Genomic DNA, 16,152 nt, shown 5'->3' with positions numbered 1-16,152 from the left:
ATGACCGCCACCATCCGCCCCTTCGGCACCCTCCCGGACGGCACCGCCATCCAGGCCGTCGACCTCGAGCGCGACGGGATCTCGGCGACGGTGATCACGTTGGGGGCGGCGATCGGCAGCCTGCGGACACCGGACCGGACCGGCCGGATGGGCGAGGTCCTGCTGGGCTTCACCGACCTCGACGGCAAGGCCAGGCGTCCCGCCGTCAGCGGTGCCACCATCGGCCGCTATGCCAACCGGATCGGCAGCGCCGGCTTCGAGCTGGACGCCAGGCATTTTGCCCTGGAGGCGACGCACGGAGCCAACTGCCGGCACGGCGGCCAGAGCGGCTTCCACACCCGCAACTGGCAGCTCGCGAAGACCGGCGACACGCCGCACCCCTTCGCCAGCTTCGCGCTCCTCTCACCCGACGGCGACGGCGGCTTTCCAGGACGACTGGAGGTGACGGCCACCTATGCGCTCACGGGCACCGGCGAGCTGACGCTCACCTACGAAGCGCGCACCGACCGGCCGACCGTGGTCAGCATGACCAACCACGCCTACTTCAACCTGAGGGGTGACGGCCCGATCCTCGACCACCGGATCGAGGTTGCCGCCGATGCCTATCTGCCCGGCGACGCCGACCGCCTGCCCACCGGCGAAATCCGCGACGTTGCGGGCACGCCGTTCGACCTGCGCACGCCGCAGCGCTTTGCCGACGCGGTGCGCGGAACGCACGACGAGCAGATCCGCAGCGCCCGCGGCTACGACCACTGCTTCGTGCTGGGCCGGCAGGCCGCGTCGCAACCGCGCCGTGCCGCCCGGGTGGAAGAGACCGGAACCGGCCGGACGCTGGAGCTGCTGACCACGGACCCGGGCCTGCAGGTCTATTCCGGCGCGCTGCTCGCCCCGGTCGAAGATGGCCAACCGGCCGAGGTCGCGGCGCTGTCGGACGGCTTCTGCCTGGAGCCCGAGCGCTTTCCGGACGCGCCGAACCGGCCGGAGTTTCCCTCCGCGCGCCTCGATCCCGGCACTCCCTACCGACAGGTGACGGTCTACCGCTTTTCGGCCGTCTAGAGCATTGAATCTGGAGCCATTTCTTATCGGCCAAGTGAGTCCACCTGACCGGAAAAGGCTCCGCCGGCGCCGCAGGCTCAGGGGTAGAAGCCGGGCATCTCCGCGATGGGTGGTGCGGCCGCAAGCCCGGCGATGTCGGGCACCGGCCGCGCCGTCTTGGGATCGGCCTCCAGGTAGCGCTCCAGCGTCGCCGCCATGCGCAGGACGTCGAGGTCGCGACCCCTCGGGCCAACGATCTGCAGGCCGAACGGCATGCCGTCCGCATCGCAGCCCACCGGCAGCGACACCGCCGGATGGCCGGCCAGCGTCGGCGCATAGGCCATCGCCAGCCAGTGGTAGTAGGTGCGGGTCGGCCGGCCGTCGATTTCCGTCGGATAGAGCTCCGTCCACACGCGTGGGCGCATGGTGACGGACGGCGTGAGCACGAAATCGTAGCCGCGGTAGAACTCCTGCCAGCGCCGGTAGAGCGCCGTCTGCAGTTCGAAGCCGCGCGCAATGTCCGCAGCCGAGTAGGACAGCCCCTCCTCGACGTTCAGGCGCACGTTCTCGCCGACCAGCTCCGGCGTCTCCGCGACCATCTTGCGGTGCGGGCCCAGGAAGGCGACCGCCCGCAGCAGCTCGAACGCCTCGTCGGCGCCGGTGCAGTCGGGGTGGGCATCGTCGGCCGCCGCGAACACCACGCGGAAGCGATCGAGCTTGGCCCGGAACGCCTCGGCGATGGCCGCCTCCGTCGGCGCAAAGCCGAAGTCCGCCGACGCCGCGATCTTAAGCGCCGAGAGATCCATCGGCGCGAGCGCCCGCAGGCGCTCCGGCGCATAGCCGTCGGCGCCATGGGCGATCAGCGACAGCGGATCGCGCGCGTCCGGCTTCGCCATCACCGACAGCAGCGTCGCCGCATCCTGAACGGTGCGCGCCATTGGACCGAGGGTCGAGAGCTGCAGCCACGCCATGCCGCGCTTTTCGGCCGGGATGAGACCCGGCGTCGGGCGGAAGCCGACGACGCCGCAGAACGACGCCGGGTTGCGCAGCGACCCGCCGGTATCGGAGCCCGTCGCGATCGGCACCATGCCGGTCGCGAGCGCCGCCGCCGAGCCGCCTGACGAGCCGGCCGCCGATTTCGTCGGATCGAACGGGTTGCCCGTGGTGCCGTAGACGGCGTTGCGCGAATTGCCGCCGGCGCTCCATTCGGGAACGTTGGTCTTGCCGAGCACGATGGCGCCTTCCCGGCGCAGGTCCGCGACGAGGCCTTCGTCCGTCTGGGCCACGTTGTCCCGGAAGGCGAGGCTGCCGTAGGTCGTCTTCAGCCCGGCGACGTCGACCATGTCCTTGATGCCGACCGGCAGCCCGTGCAGGACGCCCAGCGGCTCTCCCGCCATGACCGCGTGTTCGTGGCCGCGCGCGGTATCCAGCGCGCGCTCGAAATCGCGGGCCGGCATCGCGTTCACCGCCGGATCGACCGCCTCGACCCGGGCGATGCAGCTTTCCACCAGCTCGACCGGGGACAGCGTCTTCTCGCCGATCAGGCGGCGGGCGTCGGTGGCGGACAGGTCGCAGGGATCGGACATGGGGAATCCTGAAGACATGGGAGGGAAAGTGCGGGCATGCTCGGCGCCACACTACGCCGTCTTTGCAGCGCTCCAACAGCGCTCGTCAACTGCCGCCTGTCCAGACCTTTGCGTCCATTCGTGTGATCGCGGATGCCGGCATCCGTGCGATGCCGCATGGACCGGCAAGCGCGGCGGCAAGGCGCCGGCGCGGCTTGGAAATGCGGCCGGCACGGATTATCTGCCTCGTACACGCACCCCGCCATGATGCTTGAGCCGGCGCGGAGCGCCGATGTCCGCCGCACGTCCGCTCATGAAGGAGCGTTCCCTCCGTATGTCGCTGTTCCAGCCCAATGTCCGCCGCGCGCCGCGGCCGCGCAACGCGGAGGAGAGCGCGCTGTCGCGCGACCGCATCGTCGCCACGGCGCTCAAGCTGATCGATGCGCAGGGGCTGGAGGCGTTCAGCCTGCGCGCCGTCGCCAAGGAGCTCGGCGTCTACCCGACGGCGCTCTACTGGCACGTCCCGAGCCGCAACGAGCTCGTCGTCGAGATCATCTCCGACGTCCTCGCCGACATCGTCCCTCCCGGGGAACTGCCGTGGGAGGCGTGGATCCGCGCCTTCCTGCACGGCTTCCGGGCCGCCATCCTGCGCCACCCCAACGTGGCGCCGCTGATCGGCGTGCAGCTCGTCTCCAACGCCAGCGTCGACCTGACGATGATCGAGCGGATCCTCGCCAAGCTGACCGAGGCGGGCTTCGAGGGCGAGCGGCTGGTCGCCGCCTACAACGCCGTGCTGGGGTCGGCCGTCGGCTACATCACCCAGGAATTCGCCATGGTGCTGTCGGACGACACGGAGCGCTGGATGCAGCGGATGACGCACCTGATCTCGACCATCGACGCGGAGCGCTACCCGGTGCTGGCGGCGCACCGCGAGACGATGATCAACCGCTCGTTCATCCTGCGCTGGGAGAACGGCGCCACCGTGCCGCTGGACGGCGGCTTCGACTTCCACACCGACCTGCTGATCGCCGGCCTGAAGGCGCTCGGCGAGACGGACCGGAAAGCGCCCGCCGGCTGACCAACCCTTCCCCGCCAGCGGCGGGGCCAGTCAGCCGGTCCGATCCGGGCGAACGACTACTCGGCCGCCGTCGCCGAGATTTCGCCGCTGCGGATCTGCTCTTCCTCGATGGATTCGAACAGCGCCCGGAAGTTCCCCTCGCCGAAGCCGTTGTCGCCCTTGCGCTGGATGAACTCGAAGAAGATCGGGCCGATGACCGTCTTGGAGAAGATCTGCAGCAGGATCTTCGTCTCGCCGCCGCCGACCACGCCTTCGCCGTCGATTAGGATGCCGTGAGTCTTCATCCGGTCGATGGGCTCGTCGTGGCCCTTCACCCGCTCGGACGACATCTCGTAGTAGGTGTCGGGCGGGCCGGGCATGAACTTGAGGCCGTTGGCCGCCAGCCGGTCGGTGGCGTCGTAGATCGCCTCGGTGCCGACGGCGATGTGCTGGATGCCCTCGCCGCGGTACTTGCGGAGATAGCTCTCGATCTGGCTCTTGTCGTCGGTGGACTCGTTGAGCGGGATGCGGATCTTGCCGCATGGCGAGGTGATCGCCCGGCTGACGAGGCCGGTGAGCTTGCCCTCGATGTCGAAGAAGTGGATCTGCGTGAACCCGAACAGCTCGCGATAGAACGCCCACCACTTGTCCATGTTGCCGCGATAGACGTTGTGGGTCAGGTGGTCGAGATAATAGAAGCCGACCCCTTCCGGCTTCGGGTCCGGCTCGCCCAGCCACTCGAACTCGGCCGCGTAGGGCGAGCCCTTCTCGCCATAGGTCTCGACGAAATAAAGGAGCGAGCCGCCGATGCCGACGATCGCCGGCACGTCGAGGCTCTTGTCGTCGCCCTCGTAGGGTGTGGCGCCCATGGCGACCGCATGGTCGAAGGCGTGCTGCGCGTCCACCACCCGCCACGCCATCGACGGCGCGCACGGGCCATGCTCCTCGACGAAGCGGCGGCCGAAGCTGCCCGGCTCGGCGTTGAGCAGGTAGTTCACGTCGCCCTGGCGCCAGAGGGTGATCTGTTGGCTGCGGTGCCTGGCGACCGGCGCGAAGCCCATCCGGGCAAACAGCGCCTCGAGCGCCTCAGGCTCCTCGCTGGCGAACTCGACGAACTCGAAGCCGTCGGTGCCGGCGGGATTCGCCTCGGAAATCTCGGCGGGCGGGGCGTCGTGCGGAAACGGTCCCATGATTGGGCTCCTCGGTGCGGGGCGCGGCAGCGGAGGGCCGGCCGATCCAGAGGAGCCAGTGTCGCCCGGCTTGCCCGCAACGTGCGTGCAAAATCGCGGTGGCACCGGGATCATTCGCATGAACCGTGCAGGATGAGCCGTATCCATGCACGCGAACCGCAGGATCGCACGACCAGACGCACATGGCCGTCACGTGCAGGCGGGCCATCCTGCGCCCGCCGACGCAGCCACGGACAGGCCGTGGCGCGTCAGTCTGGCGTCTGCGGCCGTTCGCGCGGCGTGAGCGCCGAGACGATCTCCTTCGGTCGGATCACGCCCAGGTGCTCGCCTTCCTCCGACGTCACGTTCAGCACGCGGCCCTCGTTCAATGGCTCCATCACGTCCTGCAGCTTGGTATCGGCATGGATGTCGTCGGAGCCGGCAGGCGCCTCGCCGTCGACCATGACGTCGCTCGCCCGGAGCACGCCGAGCGGGTTCATGTGGGCGACGAAGTCGGCGACGTAGGCATTGGCCGGATTGCGGATGATCTCCGGCGGCGTCCCGCACTGGACGATGCGACCGCCCTCCATGATGGCGATGCGGTCGCCCAGCTTGAAGGCCTCGTCGAGATCGTGGCTGACGAAGATGATGGTCCGCTTGAGGTTGTGCTGGAGCTCCAGGAGTTCGTCCTGCAGCCGGTTGCGGATCAGCGGATCCAGCGCCGAAAACGGCTCGTCCATCAACAGGATCGGCGCCTCGGTGGCGAACGCCCGCGACAGGCCGACGCGCTGCTGCATGCCGCCGGAGAGCTCGCCGACGAGGCGGTCCTCCCAGTCCGACAGGCCGACCAGCTCGAGCTGGTGACGGCATTTCGCCTCCCGCTCCTCGCGCGGCATGCCCGCGAACTCCAGGCCGAGGCCGACATTGTCGAGCACGTTGCGCCACGGCAGCAGCCCGAACTGCTGGAACACCATGGCGACGCACGACAGGCGCACCCGCCGCAACGTCTTGGCGTCGGCCTGGGTCACGTCGATCATCGTGCCGTGGTCGTTCACCAGAACGCGGCCGCGGACCACCGGGTTGAGCGCGTTGACGGCGCGCAGCAGCGTCGACTTGCCCGATCCCGACAGGCCCATCAGCACGAGGATCTCGCCCTCGGCCACCGTCAGCGAGCAGTTGTGGACGCCCAGCACCTGACCGGTCTCCGACTGGATCTCGGCGCGGCTCTGGTTGGCGTCCATCAGCGGCAGCGCCAGCTGGGGCTTGTCGCCGAAGACGATGTTCACCTCTTCGAAGACGACCGCGTTGCCGCGGCCGTCCTCGGCCTTCTCGATCGTTTCAGTCGTGCTCATGAGCGGCGCCCCCGGATGCGAAGCACGCGGTCGAGCATGATCGCCACGACCACGATGATGAAGCCGCTCTCGAAGCCGAGCGCCGTGTTGACCTGGTTGAGGGCGCGGACGACCGGAACGCCGAGCCCGTTGGCGCCGACGAGGGCGGCGACCACCACCATGGAGAGCGACAGCATGATGGCCTGGTTCAGCCCGGCCATGATCTGCGGCATGGCATAGGGAAGCTCGACCTTGGTCAGCTTCTGCCATCCGGTGGCCCCGAAGGAGTCGGCGGCCTCGAGCAGCGGCATCGGCGTCGAGACGACGCCCAGATGGGTGAGGCGGATCGGGGCGGGAAGCACGAAGACGACGGTGGCCAGCAGGCCCGGGACCATGCCGATGCCGAAGAAGACGATCGCCGGAATGAGATAGACGAAGGTGGGCAACGTCTGCATCAGATCGAGGACAGGCTGCAGCACCTTGTAGAGATTGGGGCGATGGGCGGTGGCGATCCCGACCGGAACGCCGATGGCCATGCAGACCAGACAGGCCGACACGACCAGCGTCAGGCTTTCGGTCGTCTCTTCCCAGTAGCCCTGGTTGATGATGAAGAGGAAGCCGAGGACGACGAAGAGCGCCATCTTCCAGCTTTTCTGCAGCCACCAGGCCAGCAGGGCGAAAAACGCCACCACGACCAGTTCCGGCGGCGTCTGCAGGATCCAGAGGAACCCGTCGATGAGGCGGGTCATGATCTCCGCGAGGCCGTCGAAGAACCAGGCGCCGTTCGCCTGCAGCCAATCGAAAATCTCGGCCGCCCAATGTCCCACCGGGATCTTGTACTCGGTCAGGAAGTCCACGCGCGAGCCCCTCCGCTTCTGCTGGATATGTCTCCTGATCGGGTCCCGGGGACCCGGTCAGGCAGGATAGCGCAATTCACCGCATCTGGAGCAGTTTCCGGACGGCCCGTCGGACCGCCCCTCTTCCGGGCTGTTCCAGACCCCGCCCGGACGGGTCCGGGCGGGGTCAAATGCGGGGGAATTAAAGGCCGAGTTCTTTCTTCACGGCCGGCAGGCCCGGCTCGCCGTCGACGGTGGTCACGCCGTCCAGCCAGCTGTCGAGCACGTCCGGATTGGCCTTCAGCCACTTGGCGGTCGCATCGTCGGCGTTGGCGCCGTCGTCGAGAATCTCACCCATGATCTTGTTTTCCATGGGCAGCGAGAAGGTCAGGTTCTTGAGGAGCTTGCCGACGTTCGGGCATTCCTCGACGAACCCCTTGCGGGTGACCGTGTTGACCACGCCCTCGCCGCCGAAGAAGTCCTCGCCGCCGGTGAGATACTTGAGGGAGTAGTTCGCGTTCATCGGATGGGGTTCCCAGCCGAGGAAGACGATCGCCTCCTCCTTCTTGTACTTGCGGCCGACCATGGCCAGCATGCCCTGCTCGGAGCTCTCGACCACTTCGAAGCCCTTGAGGTCGAACTTGTTGTCCTCGGTCAGCGAGACCAGGTAGGCATTGCCCTCGTTGCCGGGCTCGATGCCGTAGATCTTGCCGTCCAGCTCGTCGCGGAACGTGTTGATGTCCGCGTAGGTCTTCAGGCCCTTGTCGTAGAGGTAGGTCGGCACGGCGAGCGTGTACTTGGTGCCCTGCAGGTTCTCGTGGACGCTCTCGATCTCGCCGGAGTCGAGGTACGGCTTGATGGCGGAGGTCTGCGCCGGCATCCAGTTGCCGAGGAACACGTCGACGTCGTCGCTCTTCAGCGATGCAAAGGTCACCGGCACCGACAGCACCTTCACGTCGACGTCGTAGCCGAGGCCCTGCAGAACGTGCTTCGTCGCGGCGGTGGTGGTCGTGATGTCGGTCCAGCCGACATCGGACATCGTAACGGAGTCGCATTTGGCCTGGGCGTACGCGGCGCCGGAGAGCATTGGCGCAGTCGCGAGGGCGAACGCGCAAATCGAGCCGAAGGTGCGAAGCATATGAGTATCTCCCGTTTCCGTGGCAGCGCCCCTCAATGACGGGCGCAGAAAAATGTGTTCCCTCGCCTTACCGGTTGGTTTGTCCACCGGCTGGACGGTCTTTCTTGATTGATCAGTCAATCAACATCATATTGACACAGATGTAAACGGCCTTGGTTCGCGCAACCCCGCGCCAACAATGGGCACGAACGCCCGAAGACGGAGTCGGATGCCAAAGGTTGGGATACAGGCGGTCCGCAAGGACGCCCTCGTGCTGGCAGCGATCGCGGAGGTCGGAGCGGTGGGCTCCCTCGACGTGACGGTCGCCGGAATTGCCCGGCGCGCGGGCGTATCCTCGGCGCTTGCCCATCACTACTTCGGGTCGAAGGATGACATCCTTCTCGCCGCGATGCGGCGCATTCTCGACGACTTCGGCGCGCAGGTGCGCGAGGGCTACCAGAGCTGCGACAGCCCGCGCGAGCGTCTGCACGCCGTCATCGAGGCCTGCTTCGAGCCGGGCCAGTTCGAGCCCGCCGTTATCGCGGCGTGGCTGGTCTTCTACGTGATGGCCCAGCGCTCGCCCGAGGCGGCACGGCTGCTGGCCGTCTATCAGCGCCGGCTGGACAGCAACCTCGTCTCGGCCCTCGTCGAACTGGCACCCGAGGACGATGCACGGCGCATCGCCAAGGGCCTCGCCGCCATGATCGACGGCTTCTACATCCGCGCGGCGCTGCGCGCCCACACCGTCGACCCCGCCCAGGCGGCTGCGATGGTCGTCGACTATCTCGACCTCAGCCTCGCCTGCCTTGCCACGACCCAACAGGAGACCGTCGGATGACAGCCAAACCGAACGTTCTCATCCTTATGGTGGATCAACTCGCCGGCCCGTTCTTCCCCGACGGCCCGGCCGACTTCCTGCATGCGCCGAACCTCAAGGCGCTCGCCGCCCGTTCGACCCGCTTCGCCAACGCCTACACCGGCTCGCCGCTCTGCGCGCCGGGCCGGGCGAGCTTCATGTCGGGCCAGTTGCCGCGCCGCACCCGCGTCTACGACAACGCCGCCGAGTTCGCCTCCGACATCCCGACCTTCGCCCATCACCTGCGCCTCGCCGGCTACCAGACGACGCTGTCGGGCAAGATGCACTTCGTCGGCCCGGACCAGCTGCACGGCTTCGAGGAGCGGCTGACCACCGACGTCTACCCGGCCGATTTCGGCTGGACCCCGGACTACCGCAAGCCCGGCGAGCGCATCGACTGGTGGTACCACAACATGGGCTCGGTGACCGGCTCGGGCGTTGGCGAGATTTCCAACCAGCTCGAATACGACGACGAGGTCGCCTACGAGTCCGTCCGCAAGATCTACGATCTCGGCCGGCGCGCCGATGCGCGGCCGTGGCTGCTCACCGTCTCCTTCACGCACCCCCACGACCCGTACGTGGCGCGGAAGAAATACTGGGACCTCTACGAGGGTTGCGACCACCTCGATCCGTCGGTCCCGGCGATCGACTACGCCGACCATGACGCCCATTCCAAGCGCATCTTCGACGCCAACGACTGGCGCAGCTTCGACATCACCGACGCGGATATCCGCCGCTCGCGCCGCGCCTACTTCGCCAACGTCTCCTATCTCGACGACAAGATCGGCGAGATCCTGGAAGCGCTCGACGGCACCGACCAGACGCAAGACACCATCATCCTGTTCGTGTCCGACCACGGCGACATGCTCGGCGAGCGCGGCCTGTGGTTCAAGATGAGCTTCTTCGACGGTTCCTCCCGGGTGCCGCTGATGATCGCCGCGCCGCAGATGGCGCCGGGCCGCATCGACACGCCGGTCTCGACCATGGACGTCACGCCCACCATCGCCGACCTGGTCGGCATCAATCTGGGCGAAGTGACCCCGTGGACCGACGGCGAGAGCCTGGTGCCGATCGCCTCGGGCGCCGCCCGCCAGGTACCGGTGCGGATCGAGTACGCCGCAGAAGCCTCCATCGCGCCGCTGGTGGCAATCCGCGACGGGCGTTTCAAATACGTGCATTGCGAGGTCGATCCGCCGCTGCTGTTCGATCTTCAGGCCGACCCCCACGAGCGCCGGAACCTCGCCGATGACCCGGCGCACGCGGAGGTCACCGCGCGGATGGCCGCGCAGGTGCGCGATCTCTGGGACATGCCCGCCTACGACGCCGAGGTGCGCGAGAGCCAGGCCCGGCGCCATGTCGTCTACGCCGCCCTGCGCAACGGCGCCTACTATCCGTGGGACTTCCAGCCCCTGAAGAAGGCGTCCGAGCGCTACATGCGCAACCACATGGACCTGAACGTGCTGGAAGCCTCCCAGCGCTGGCCGCGAGGAGACTGACGTATGCGAGCCCAACCCACCGCCAGCCATTTCGTCGACGGCGCCTATCTGGAGGACGCCGACGGCAAGCCCTTCGAGAGCGTCTACGCCGCCACCGGCGAAACCATTGCCAAGCTCCACGCCGCGACGCCCGCGGTGATCGAAAAGGCGATGGCCTCGGCCGCCCGCGCCCAGGCCGAATGGGCGGCGATGATGCCGGTCGAGCGGTCGCGCATCCTGCGCCGCACCGCCGACATCATCCGCGAACGCAACGCGGCATTGTCGGAGCTGGAGACCCTGGACACCTCCAAGGCGATCCAGGAGACGCTGGTCGCCGACGCCACTTCGGGCGCCGATTCACTAGAGTGGTTCGCCTCGATGGCCGCGTCGATCGCCGGCGAGAGCGTGCCGCTGGGCACCGACTTCGCCTACACCGTGCGCGAGCCGCTCGGCGTCTGCGTCGGCATCGGCGCCTGGAACTACCCGACCCAGATCGCCTGCTGGAAGGCCGCGCCGGCGCTCGCCTGCGGCAATGCGATGGTGTTCAAGCCGTCTGAGATGACGCCACTGTGCGCGCTCAAGCTCGCCGAGATCTTCATGGAGGCCGGTGCCCCGGCCGGCCTGTTCAACGTCGTCCAGGGATTCGGCGAGGTGGGCGCTGCCCTGTCCACCCATCCGCTGACCGCCAAGGTGTCTCTGACCGGCTCGGTGCCGACCGGCGCGCGGGTCTACGCGGCTGCCGCCGCCGGCATGCGCCACGTCACCATGGAGCTCGGCGGCAAGTCGCCGATCCTGATCTTCGACGACGCCGACCTGGAGGATGCGATCGGCGGCGCCATGCTGGGCAACTTCTATTCCACCGGCCAGATCTGCTCCAACGGCACCCGCGTCTTCGTCCAGTCGGGCATCAAGGACCGGTTCATCGAGCGGCTGGTCGAGCGCACCCGGGCGATCCGCATCGGCGATCCACTCGATCCCGACACCCAGATGGGGCCGCTGGTGTCCGAAGCGCAGCGCGAGAAAGTGCTGGGATACGTCGAGACGGGCCGCAGCGAAGGCGCGACGCTGGACTATGGCGGCGGCGTGCCCACGGGTGGCGCATTCGATGCCGGCGCCTACGTGGAGCCGACGATCTTCTCAGACGTCACCGACGACATGACGATCGCCCGCGAGGAGATCTTCGGGCCGGTGATGTCGGTCCTCACCTTCGAGACCGAGGAGGAGGGCGTGGCCCGTGCCAACGGCACCCAGTTCGGTCTTGCGGCCGGCGTGTTCACGCGCGACCTCACCCGAGGCCACCGGGTCGCCGGCCAGCTCCAGGCCGGGATCTGCTGGATCAACACCTACAACCTGACGCCGGTCGAGGCGCCCTTCGGCGGTGTCAAGAAGTCGGGCCTCGGCCGGGAAAACGGCCGCGCCGCGATGGAATTCTACTCGCAGCTCAAGACCATTCACGTGGGCCTCGGTCCCGTCGAGAGCCCCTACTGACACGACAAGGAGGCGGTGCCGGGCGATCCGTCCGGCGATCGTAGAAAATGATATGAGCGAAGCGGATTTCGTGATCGTCGGGTCCGGCTCGGCCGGGTCGGCCCTGGCCGCGCGCCTGTCGGAGGACGGCAGGCACAGCGTGCTCGTGCTGGAGTACGGCGGCAGCGATGCCGGTCCGTTCATCCAGATGCCGGCGGCGCTCTCCTACCCGATGAACATGCCCCGCTACGACTGGGGCTTTGCCTCGGAGCCGGAGCCCGGCCTCGGCGGCCGCCGGCTGGTCACGCCGCGCGGCAAGGTGGTCGGCGGTTCGTCGTCGATCAACGGCATGGTCTATGTCCGCGGCCACGCCCGCGACTTCGACCACTGGGCCGAGAGCGGCGCCACCGGCTGGTCCTATGCCGACGTGCTCCCCTACTACAAGCGCATGGAGCACTGGCACGACGGCGGCCACGGCGGCGATCCGGACTGGCGCGGCCGGTCGGGGCCGATGCACGTCTCGCGCGGCTCCCGCCGGAACCCACTGTTCCACGCCTTCGTGAAGGCCGGCGAAGAAGCCGGCTTCGAACTCACGGCGGACTACAACGGCGAAAAGCAGGAGGGCTTCGGCCCGATGGAGCAGACGGTCTGGAAGGGCCGCCGCTGGTCCACCGCCAACGCCTACCTGAAGCCGGCGCTCAAGCGGTCCAACCTCGACATGGTCCGCTGCCTCGCCCGCCGGGTCGTCATCGAGAACGGCCGCGCCGTCGGCGTCGAGATCGAGCGCGGCGGCAAGATCGAGATCGTCCGGGCGCGGCGCGAGGTGATCCTCGCCGCCTCCTCCATCAACACGCCGAAGCTGCTGATGCTGTCGGGCGTCGGTCCGGCCGCCCACCTGGCCGAGCACGGCATCGACGTGGTCGCCGACCGGGCCGGCGTCGGCAAGAACCTGCAGGATCACCTGGAGGTCTACGTGCAGCAGGCCTGCACCCAGCCGATCACCCTCTACAAGCACTGGAACCTGTTCGGGAAGGCGCTGGCCGGCGCCGAATGGCTGTTCTTCAAGACCGGCCTCGGTGCCTCCAACCAGTTCGAGAGCGCGGCCTTCCTTCGCTCCAAGCCGGGCGTCGAGTATCCCGACATCCAGTATCATTTCCTGCCGATCGCGGTGCGCTACGACGGCAAGGCGGCCGCCGAGGGGCACGGCTTCCAGGCCCATGTCGGCCCGATGCGCTCGCCGTCGCGCGGCGAGGTCACCCTGAAGAGCGCCGATCCCGCCGAGGCCCCGCGCATCTTCTTCAACTACATGTCCACCGAGCAGGACTGGGTCGATTTCCGCCACTGCATCCGGCTGACCCGGGAGATCTTCTCCCAGCCGGCGTTCGACCCCTATCGCGGCAAGGAGATCCAGCCGGGTGCCGCCTGCCAGAGCGACGACGAGATCGACGCCTTCATCTGCGAGCATGCGGAAAGCGCCTACCATCCATGCGGCACCGCCAGGATGGGCAAGGCCAGCGACCCGATGGCCGTCGTCGACCCGGAATGCCGGGTGATCGGCGTCGACGCGCTGCGGGTGGTCGATTCCTCGATCTTCCCGCGCATCACCAACGGCAACCTCAACGGGCCGTCGATCATGGTCGGCGAGAAGGCCTCGGACATGATCCTCGGCAAGCCGCCGCTTGCCGCCGATAACGCCGAACCGTGGATCAATCCGCGCTGGCAGACCTCGGATCGGTAGAGGCTTCGTCGGCTGAACCCGTTCGTCCGGCCGGCGAGAGATCGCTCAGGACCCAAGCTCTCGAGCAGCCCCTCTGCATTCAGGTCGCGTCGAGCTGACCGGGTCACGCCTTCGCGGATTCGGGAGCGAAGCGCGCCTCAGCGCGGCGGTGCCTGCACCGCCGTGCCCGGACCGGCCGGCAGGCCGCTCCGCTCGCCATCGCCGACCGCGCGCCCGGCGCGATCTCCCGCCGCCCTGCAGAGCCAGTCAGCGACCTGCCGGGAGGCCGCCACGTTGCCCCCCTCGGGATTGACGCCGACGCTGTAGGTCGCCCCGGCGACCCGCCGGTCGGGCCACGGCTCCACCAGATGGCCGGCCCGCAGCAGCTCGTCGACCAGGAACAGCGGCGCGACGAGCGCGCCGATGCCGGACAGCGCCGCCTCCAGCGCGATGTAGAAATGCGGAAAGGCGATCGCCTCGGGTGCCGCATGCGTGCCCGTCGCATGGGCGAACCAGCGATCCAGTTCACCGGCGCGCGTTTCCGCCGACACCAGCGGCAGCGCCGACGGCGCCGACGCGCCGGCCAGTCCCGGCGCCATCACCAACCCCAGCTCCTCCACGAAGATCGGACGCGGGTCGAAGCGCGGCGCCAGCGCCCGCCCCCTTCGGACCATCACGTCGCAGTCGAGCGCGTCCCAGTCCTCGGTCGTGTGGGTCGGCCGCACGCGCACCCGTACCCCCTGCCCTGCCGCCTGGAACGACGGCAGCCGCGGGATCAGCCAGCGCATGGCGAAGGTCGCCGGCGCGACCACGTTCAGCTCGGCCGCGCCATCCTCCGCCTCGATCTCGTCCAGGGCGGTGGCAAGAATCCGGCAGGCTTCCGCCGTCGCCGCCGCAAGCCGCTCGCCGGCGGCGTTGGCGATCATGCCGCGGCGCTTCTCCGCGAACAGCGGACGCCCCAGCCACTCTTCAAGCAGCGTGATTTGCTTGCTCACAGCGCCGTGGGTCACAGCAAGATCGTCCGCCGCGGCGGAAACACTCCCGCTCCTGACGACACTTTCCAGCGCCATCATAGATTTCATCGGCGGAAGTCTTCGTTTTGTCATGTGAGCAACCCTCACACATCTCCGATTTTATTTCGATTGAACGAATTCCACGGATCAACATAATGGGAATACGTTCAATACATCGAATATGTATTTGAATTCATTAGCATACAGCACGCCCATGGCGCTTTGATAACAGGGAGCAAGGATGTCCGTCGCAGTGCCCAGGTCCGATGCCGCCGATGACCGAACGGTCGATGTGAACGGCCGCAGCTATCGCTGGCCCCAGCATCCCGTCGTCGTGATCTGCTACGACGGATGCGATCCCGCGTATGTCGAGGCGGCACGCCGCGACGGGGTGGTGCCGCACATGGACCGCATGATGCGCGACGGCTTTGCCGGCGAGGCGCTGGCGGCGATGCCGACCTTTACCAACCCCAACAACGTCTCGATCGTCTGCGGCGCCCCGCCGCGCGTCCACGGCATCTCCGGCAACTACTTCCTCGACGTCGTAACCGGCGACGAGGTGATGATGCTGGACGATGCCGGCATGGTGGCGCCGACGATCCTCTCCGCCTTCTCCCGCGCCGGTGCCGAGGTCGCGACCGTCACCGCCAAGGACAAGCTCTTGAAGGCGCTCGGCAAGGACATGGACGGGATCGCCTTCTCCGCCGAGAAGGCGCATCTGGCGACGCTCGCGCGCAACGGCATCGAAGATGCGACCCGGCTGGTCGGCCGCCCGACGCCGGGCCAGTACCAGCCCGACCTCTCCCTGTTCGTGCTCGATGCCGGCGTCCGGCTGCTCGAGGAGCGGTCGCCCGACCTCCTCTACCTGTCGCTCTCCGATCTCGTCCAGCACAGCCATGCCCCCGGCACCCCGGACGCCAACGCCTTCATGGCCGAGGTGGACGCGCGGCTCGGCCGGCTGGCCGAGCTCGGCGCCACCGTGGGCATCGTCGCCGACCACGGCATGACCGACATGGCGACCGCCGACGGCAGCCCCAACGTCGTCTATCTCGGCGACGCGCTGAACGCCCGCTTCGGCGAAGGCCGCACCCGCGTCATCTGCCCGATCACCGATCCGTTCGTCCGCCACCACGGCGCGCTCGGCGGCTTCGTGCGGGTCCACGTCCTCGACGCGGGGCTCGATGCCGGGACGGTGCTGGCATACGTCGCCGCCATCGACGGCGTCGACCTGGCACTTGGCCGGGACGAGGCTTGCGCACGCTTCGAACTGCCGGCGGACCGCGAGGCCGACATCGTCGTCGTCGGCGCGCCCGGCGTGGCGCTGGGCGCCCGGTCGGCCGACCACGACCTGTCACAGCTCGCAGGTACAAGGCTCCGGTCTCACGGCGGCCTGTCCGAGCAGCGGGTGCCGTTCATCCTCTCGCGGCCGCTCAACGCCGCCTATCGCGCGCGCGCCGAGGGGACCTTGCGCAACTTCGACATTTTCGAGTTCGCCATCAACGGGACGGATTGAA

13 protein-coding genes are annotated in these 16,152 nt (G+C 68.1%); 7 read left to right on the top strand and 6 right to left on the bottom strand.

Features of this window, described 5'->3' with window-relative positions; translation table 11 throughout:
- The gene (locus ACSSVZ_RS13025; protein WP_453970617.1) at positions 1–1,056 is read left to right on the top strand and encodes an aldose epimerase family protein; all 1,056 of its coding nucleotides are present in this window, start codon (positions 1–3) and stop codon (positions 1,054–1,056) included.
- Between the two features lie 77 nt (positions 1,057–1,133).
- Here the strand turns inward: ACSSVZ_RS13025 and ACSSVZ_RS13020 are convergent, their stop codons facing one another.
- Positions 1,134–2,621, bottom strand: a complete 1,488-nt coding sequence (locus ACSSVZ_RS13020; RefSeq protein WP_453970616.1) for an amidase — start codon at positions 2,619–2,621, stop codon at positions 1,134–1,136.
- A gap of 271 nt (positions 2,622–2,892) precedes the next feature.
- Here ACSSVZ_RS13020 and ACSSVZ_RS13015 point away from each other — a divergent pair, with 271 nt between their 5' ends.
- Positions 2,893–3,678, top strand: coding sequence for a TetR/AcrR family transcriptional regulator (locus ACSSVZ_RS13015; RefSeq protein ID WP_453970614.1), 786 nt, complete (start codon positions 2,893–2,895; stop codon positions 3,676–3,678).
- 56 nt (positions 3,679–3,734) lie between these two features.
- Here ACSSVZ_RS13015 and hppD read toward each other — a convergent pair whose 3' ends face one another.
- The 4 genes from hppD to choX form a co-directional block, all read right to left on the bottom strand.
- Positions 3,735–4,847, bottom strand: coding sequence for a 4-hydroxyphenylpyruvate dioxygenase (hppD, locus tag ACSSVZ_RS13010; RefSeq protein ID WP_453970612.1), 1,113 nt, complete (start codon positions 4,845–4,847; stop codon positions 3,735–3,737).
- A gap of 248 nt (positions 4,848–5,095) precedes the next feature.
- A complete protein-coding gene (choV, locus tag ACSSVZ_RS13005) occupies positions 5,096–6,178 on the bottom strand; it encodes a choline ABC transporter ATP-binding protein (RefSeq protein ID WP_453970610.1) in 1,083 nt (360 codons plus the stop codon).
- Positions 6,175–7,014 carry a choline ABC transporter permease subunit gene (gene choW, locus ACSSVZ_RS13000; protein WP_453970609.1) on the bottom strand — a complete coding sequence of 280 codons (840 nt, stop codon included), beginning with the start codon at positions 7,012–7,014 and terminating at the stop codon, positions 6,175–6,177. The genes choV and choW overlap by 4 nt, the downstream gene beginning before the upstream one ends.
- Before the next feature lie 181 nt (positions 7,015–7,195).
- Positions 7,196–8,131: a choline ABC transporter substrate-binding protein gene (gene choX / locus ACSSVZ_RS12995; protein ID WP_453970607.1), complete on the bottom strand. Its 936-nt coding sequence runs from the start codon at positions 8,129–8,131 to the stop codon at positions 7,196–7,198.
- A gap of 208 nt (positions 8,132–8,339) precedes the next feature.
- On the opposite strand from choX, the gene betI reads away from it, so the two are divergent.
- Genes betI through betA form a run of 4 tightly spaced genes read left to right on the top strand, consistent with a single transcriptional unit; the run spans position 8,340 to position 13,646 of the window.
- Positions 8,340–8,948, top strand: a complete 609-nt coding sequence (betI, locus tag ACSSVZ_RS12990) for a transcriptional regulator BetI (RefSeq protein WP_453970606.1) — start codon at positions 8,340–8,342, stop codon at positions 8,946–8,948.
- Positions 8,945–10,462, top strand: coding sequence for a choline-sulfatase (gene betC / locus ACSSVZ_RS12985; RefSeq protein WP_453970604.1), 1,518 nt, complete (start codon positions 8,945–8,947; stop codon positions 10,460–10,462). The genes betI and betC overlap by 4 nt, the downstream gene beginning before the upstream one ends.
- A 3-nt stretch (positions 10,463–10,465) precedes the next feature.
- Entirely contained in the window at positions 10,466–11,929 is a 1,464-nt protein-coding gene (gene betB / locus ACSSVZ_RS12980; RefSeq protein WP_453970602.1) for a betaine-aldehyde dehydrogenase, read from the top strand.
- Between the two features lie 52 nt (positions 11,930–11,981).
- On the top strand, positions 11,982–13,646 hold the full coding sequence (gene betA / locus ACSSVZ_RS12975; RefSeq protein ID WP_453970600.1) for a choline dehydrogenase: 1,665 nt from the start codon (positions 11,982–11,984) through the stop codon (positions 13,644–13,646).
- Positions 13,647–13,783: 137 nt separating this feature from the next.
- Here the strand turns inward: betA and ACSSVZ_RS12970 are convergent, their stop codons facing one another.
- Entirely contained in the window at positions 13,784–14,695 is a 912-nt protein-coding gene (locus ACSSVZ_RS12970) for a LysR substrate-binding domain-containing protein (protein WP_453970761.1), read from the bottom strand.
- Positions 14,696–14,879: 184 nt separating this feature from the next.
- Between ACSSVZ_RS12970 and phnA the strand changes: the two genes are divergently transcribed.
- Complete coding sequence (phnA, locus tag ACSSVZ_RS12965) at positions 14,880–16,151, top strand: phosphonoacetate hydrolase (RefSeq protein ID WP_453970598.1); 1,272 nt, start codon at positions 14,880–14,882, stop codon at positions 16,149–16,151.
- The last annotated feature ends 1 nt before the right edge of the window (position 16,152 follow it).

It is taken from the genome of Amorphus sp. MBR-141 (genome assembly GCF_053628695.1).
Note: the sequence above shows the minus strand (reverse complement) of the source record. Positions and strands in the feature narration are given on the sequence as shown.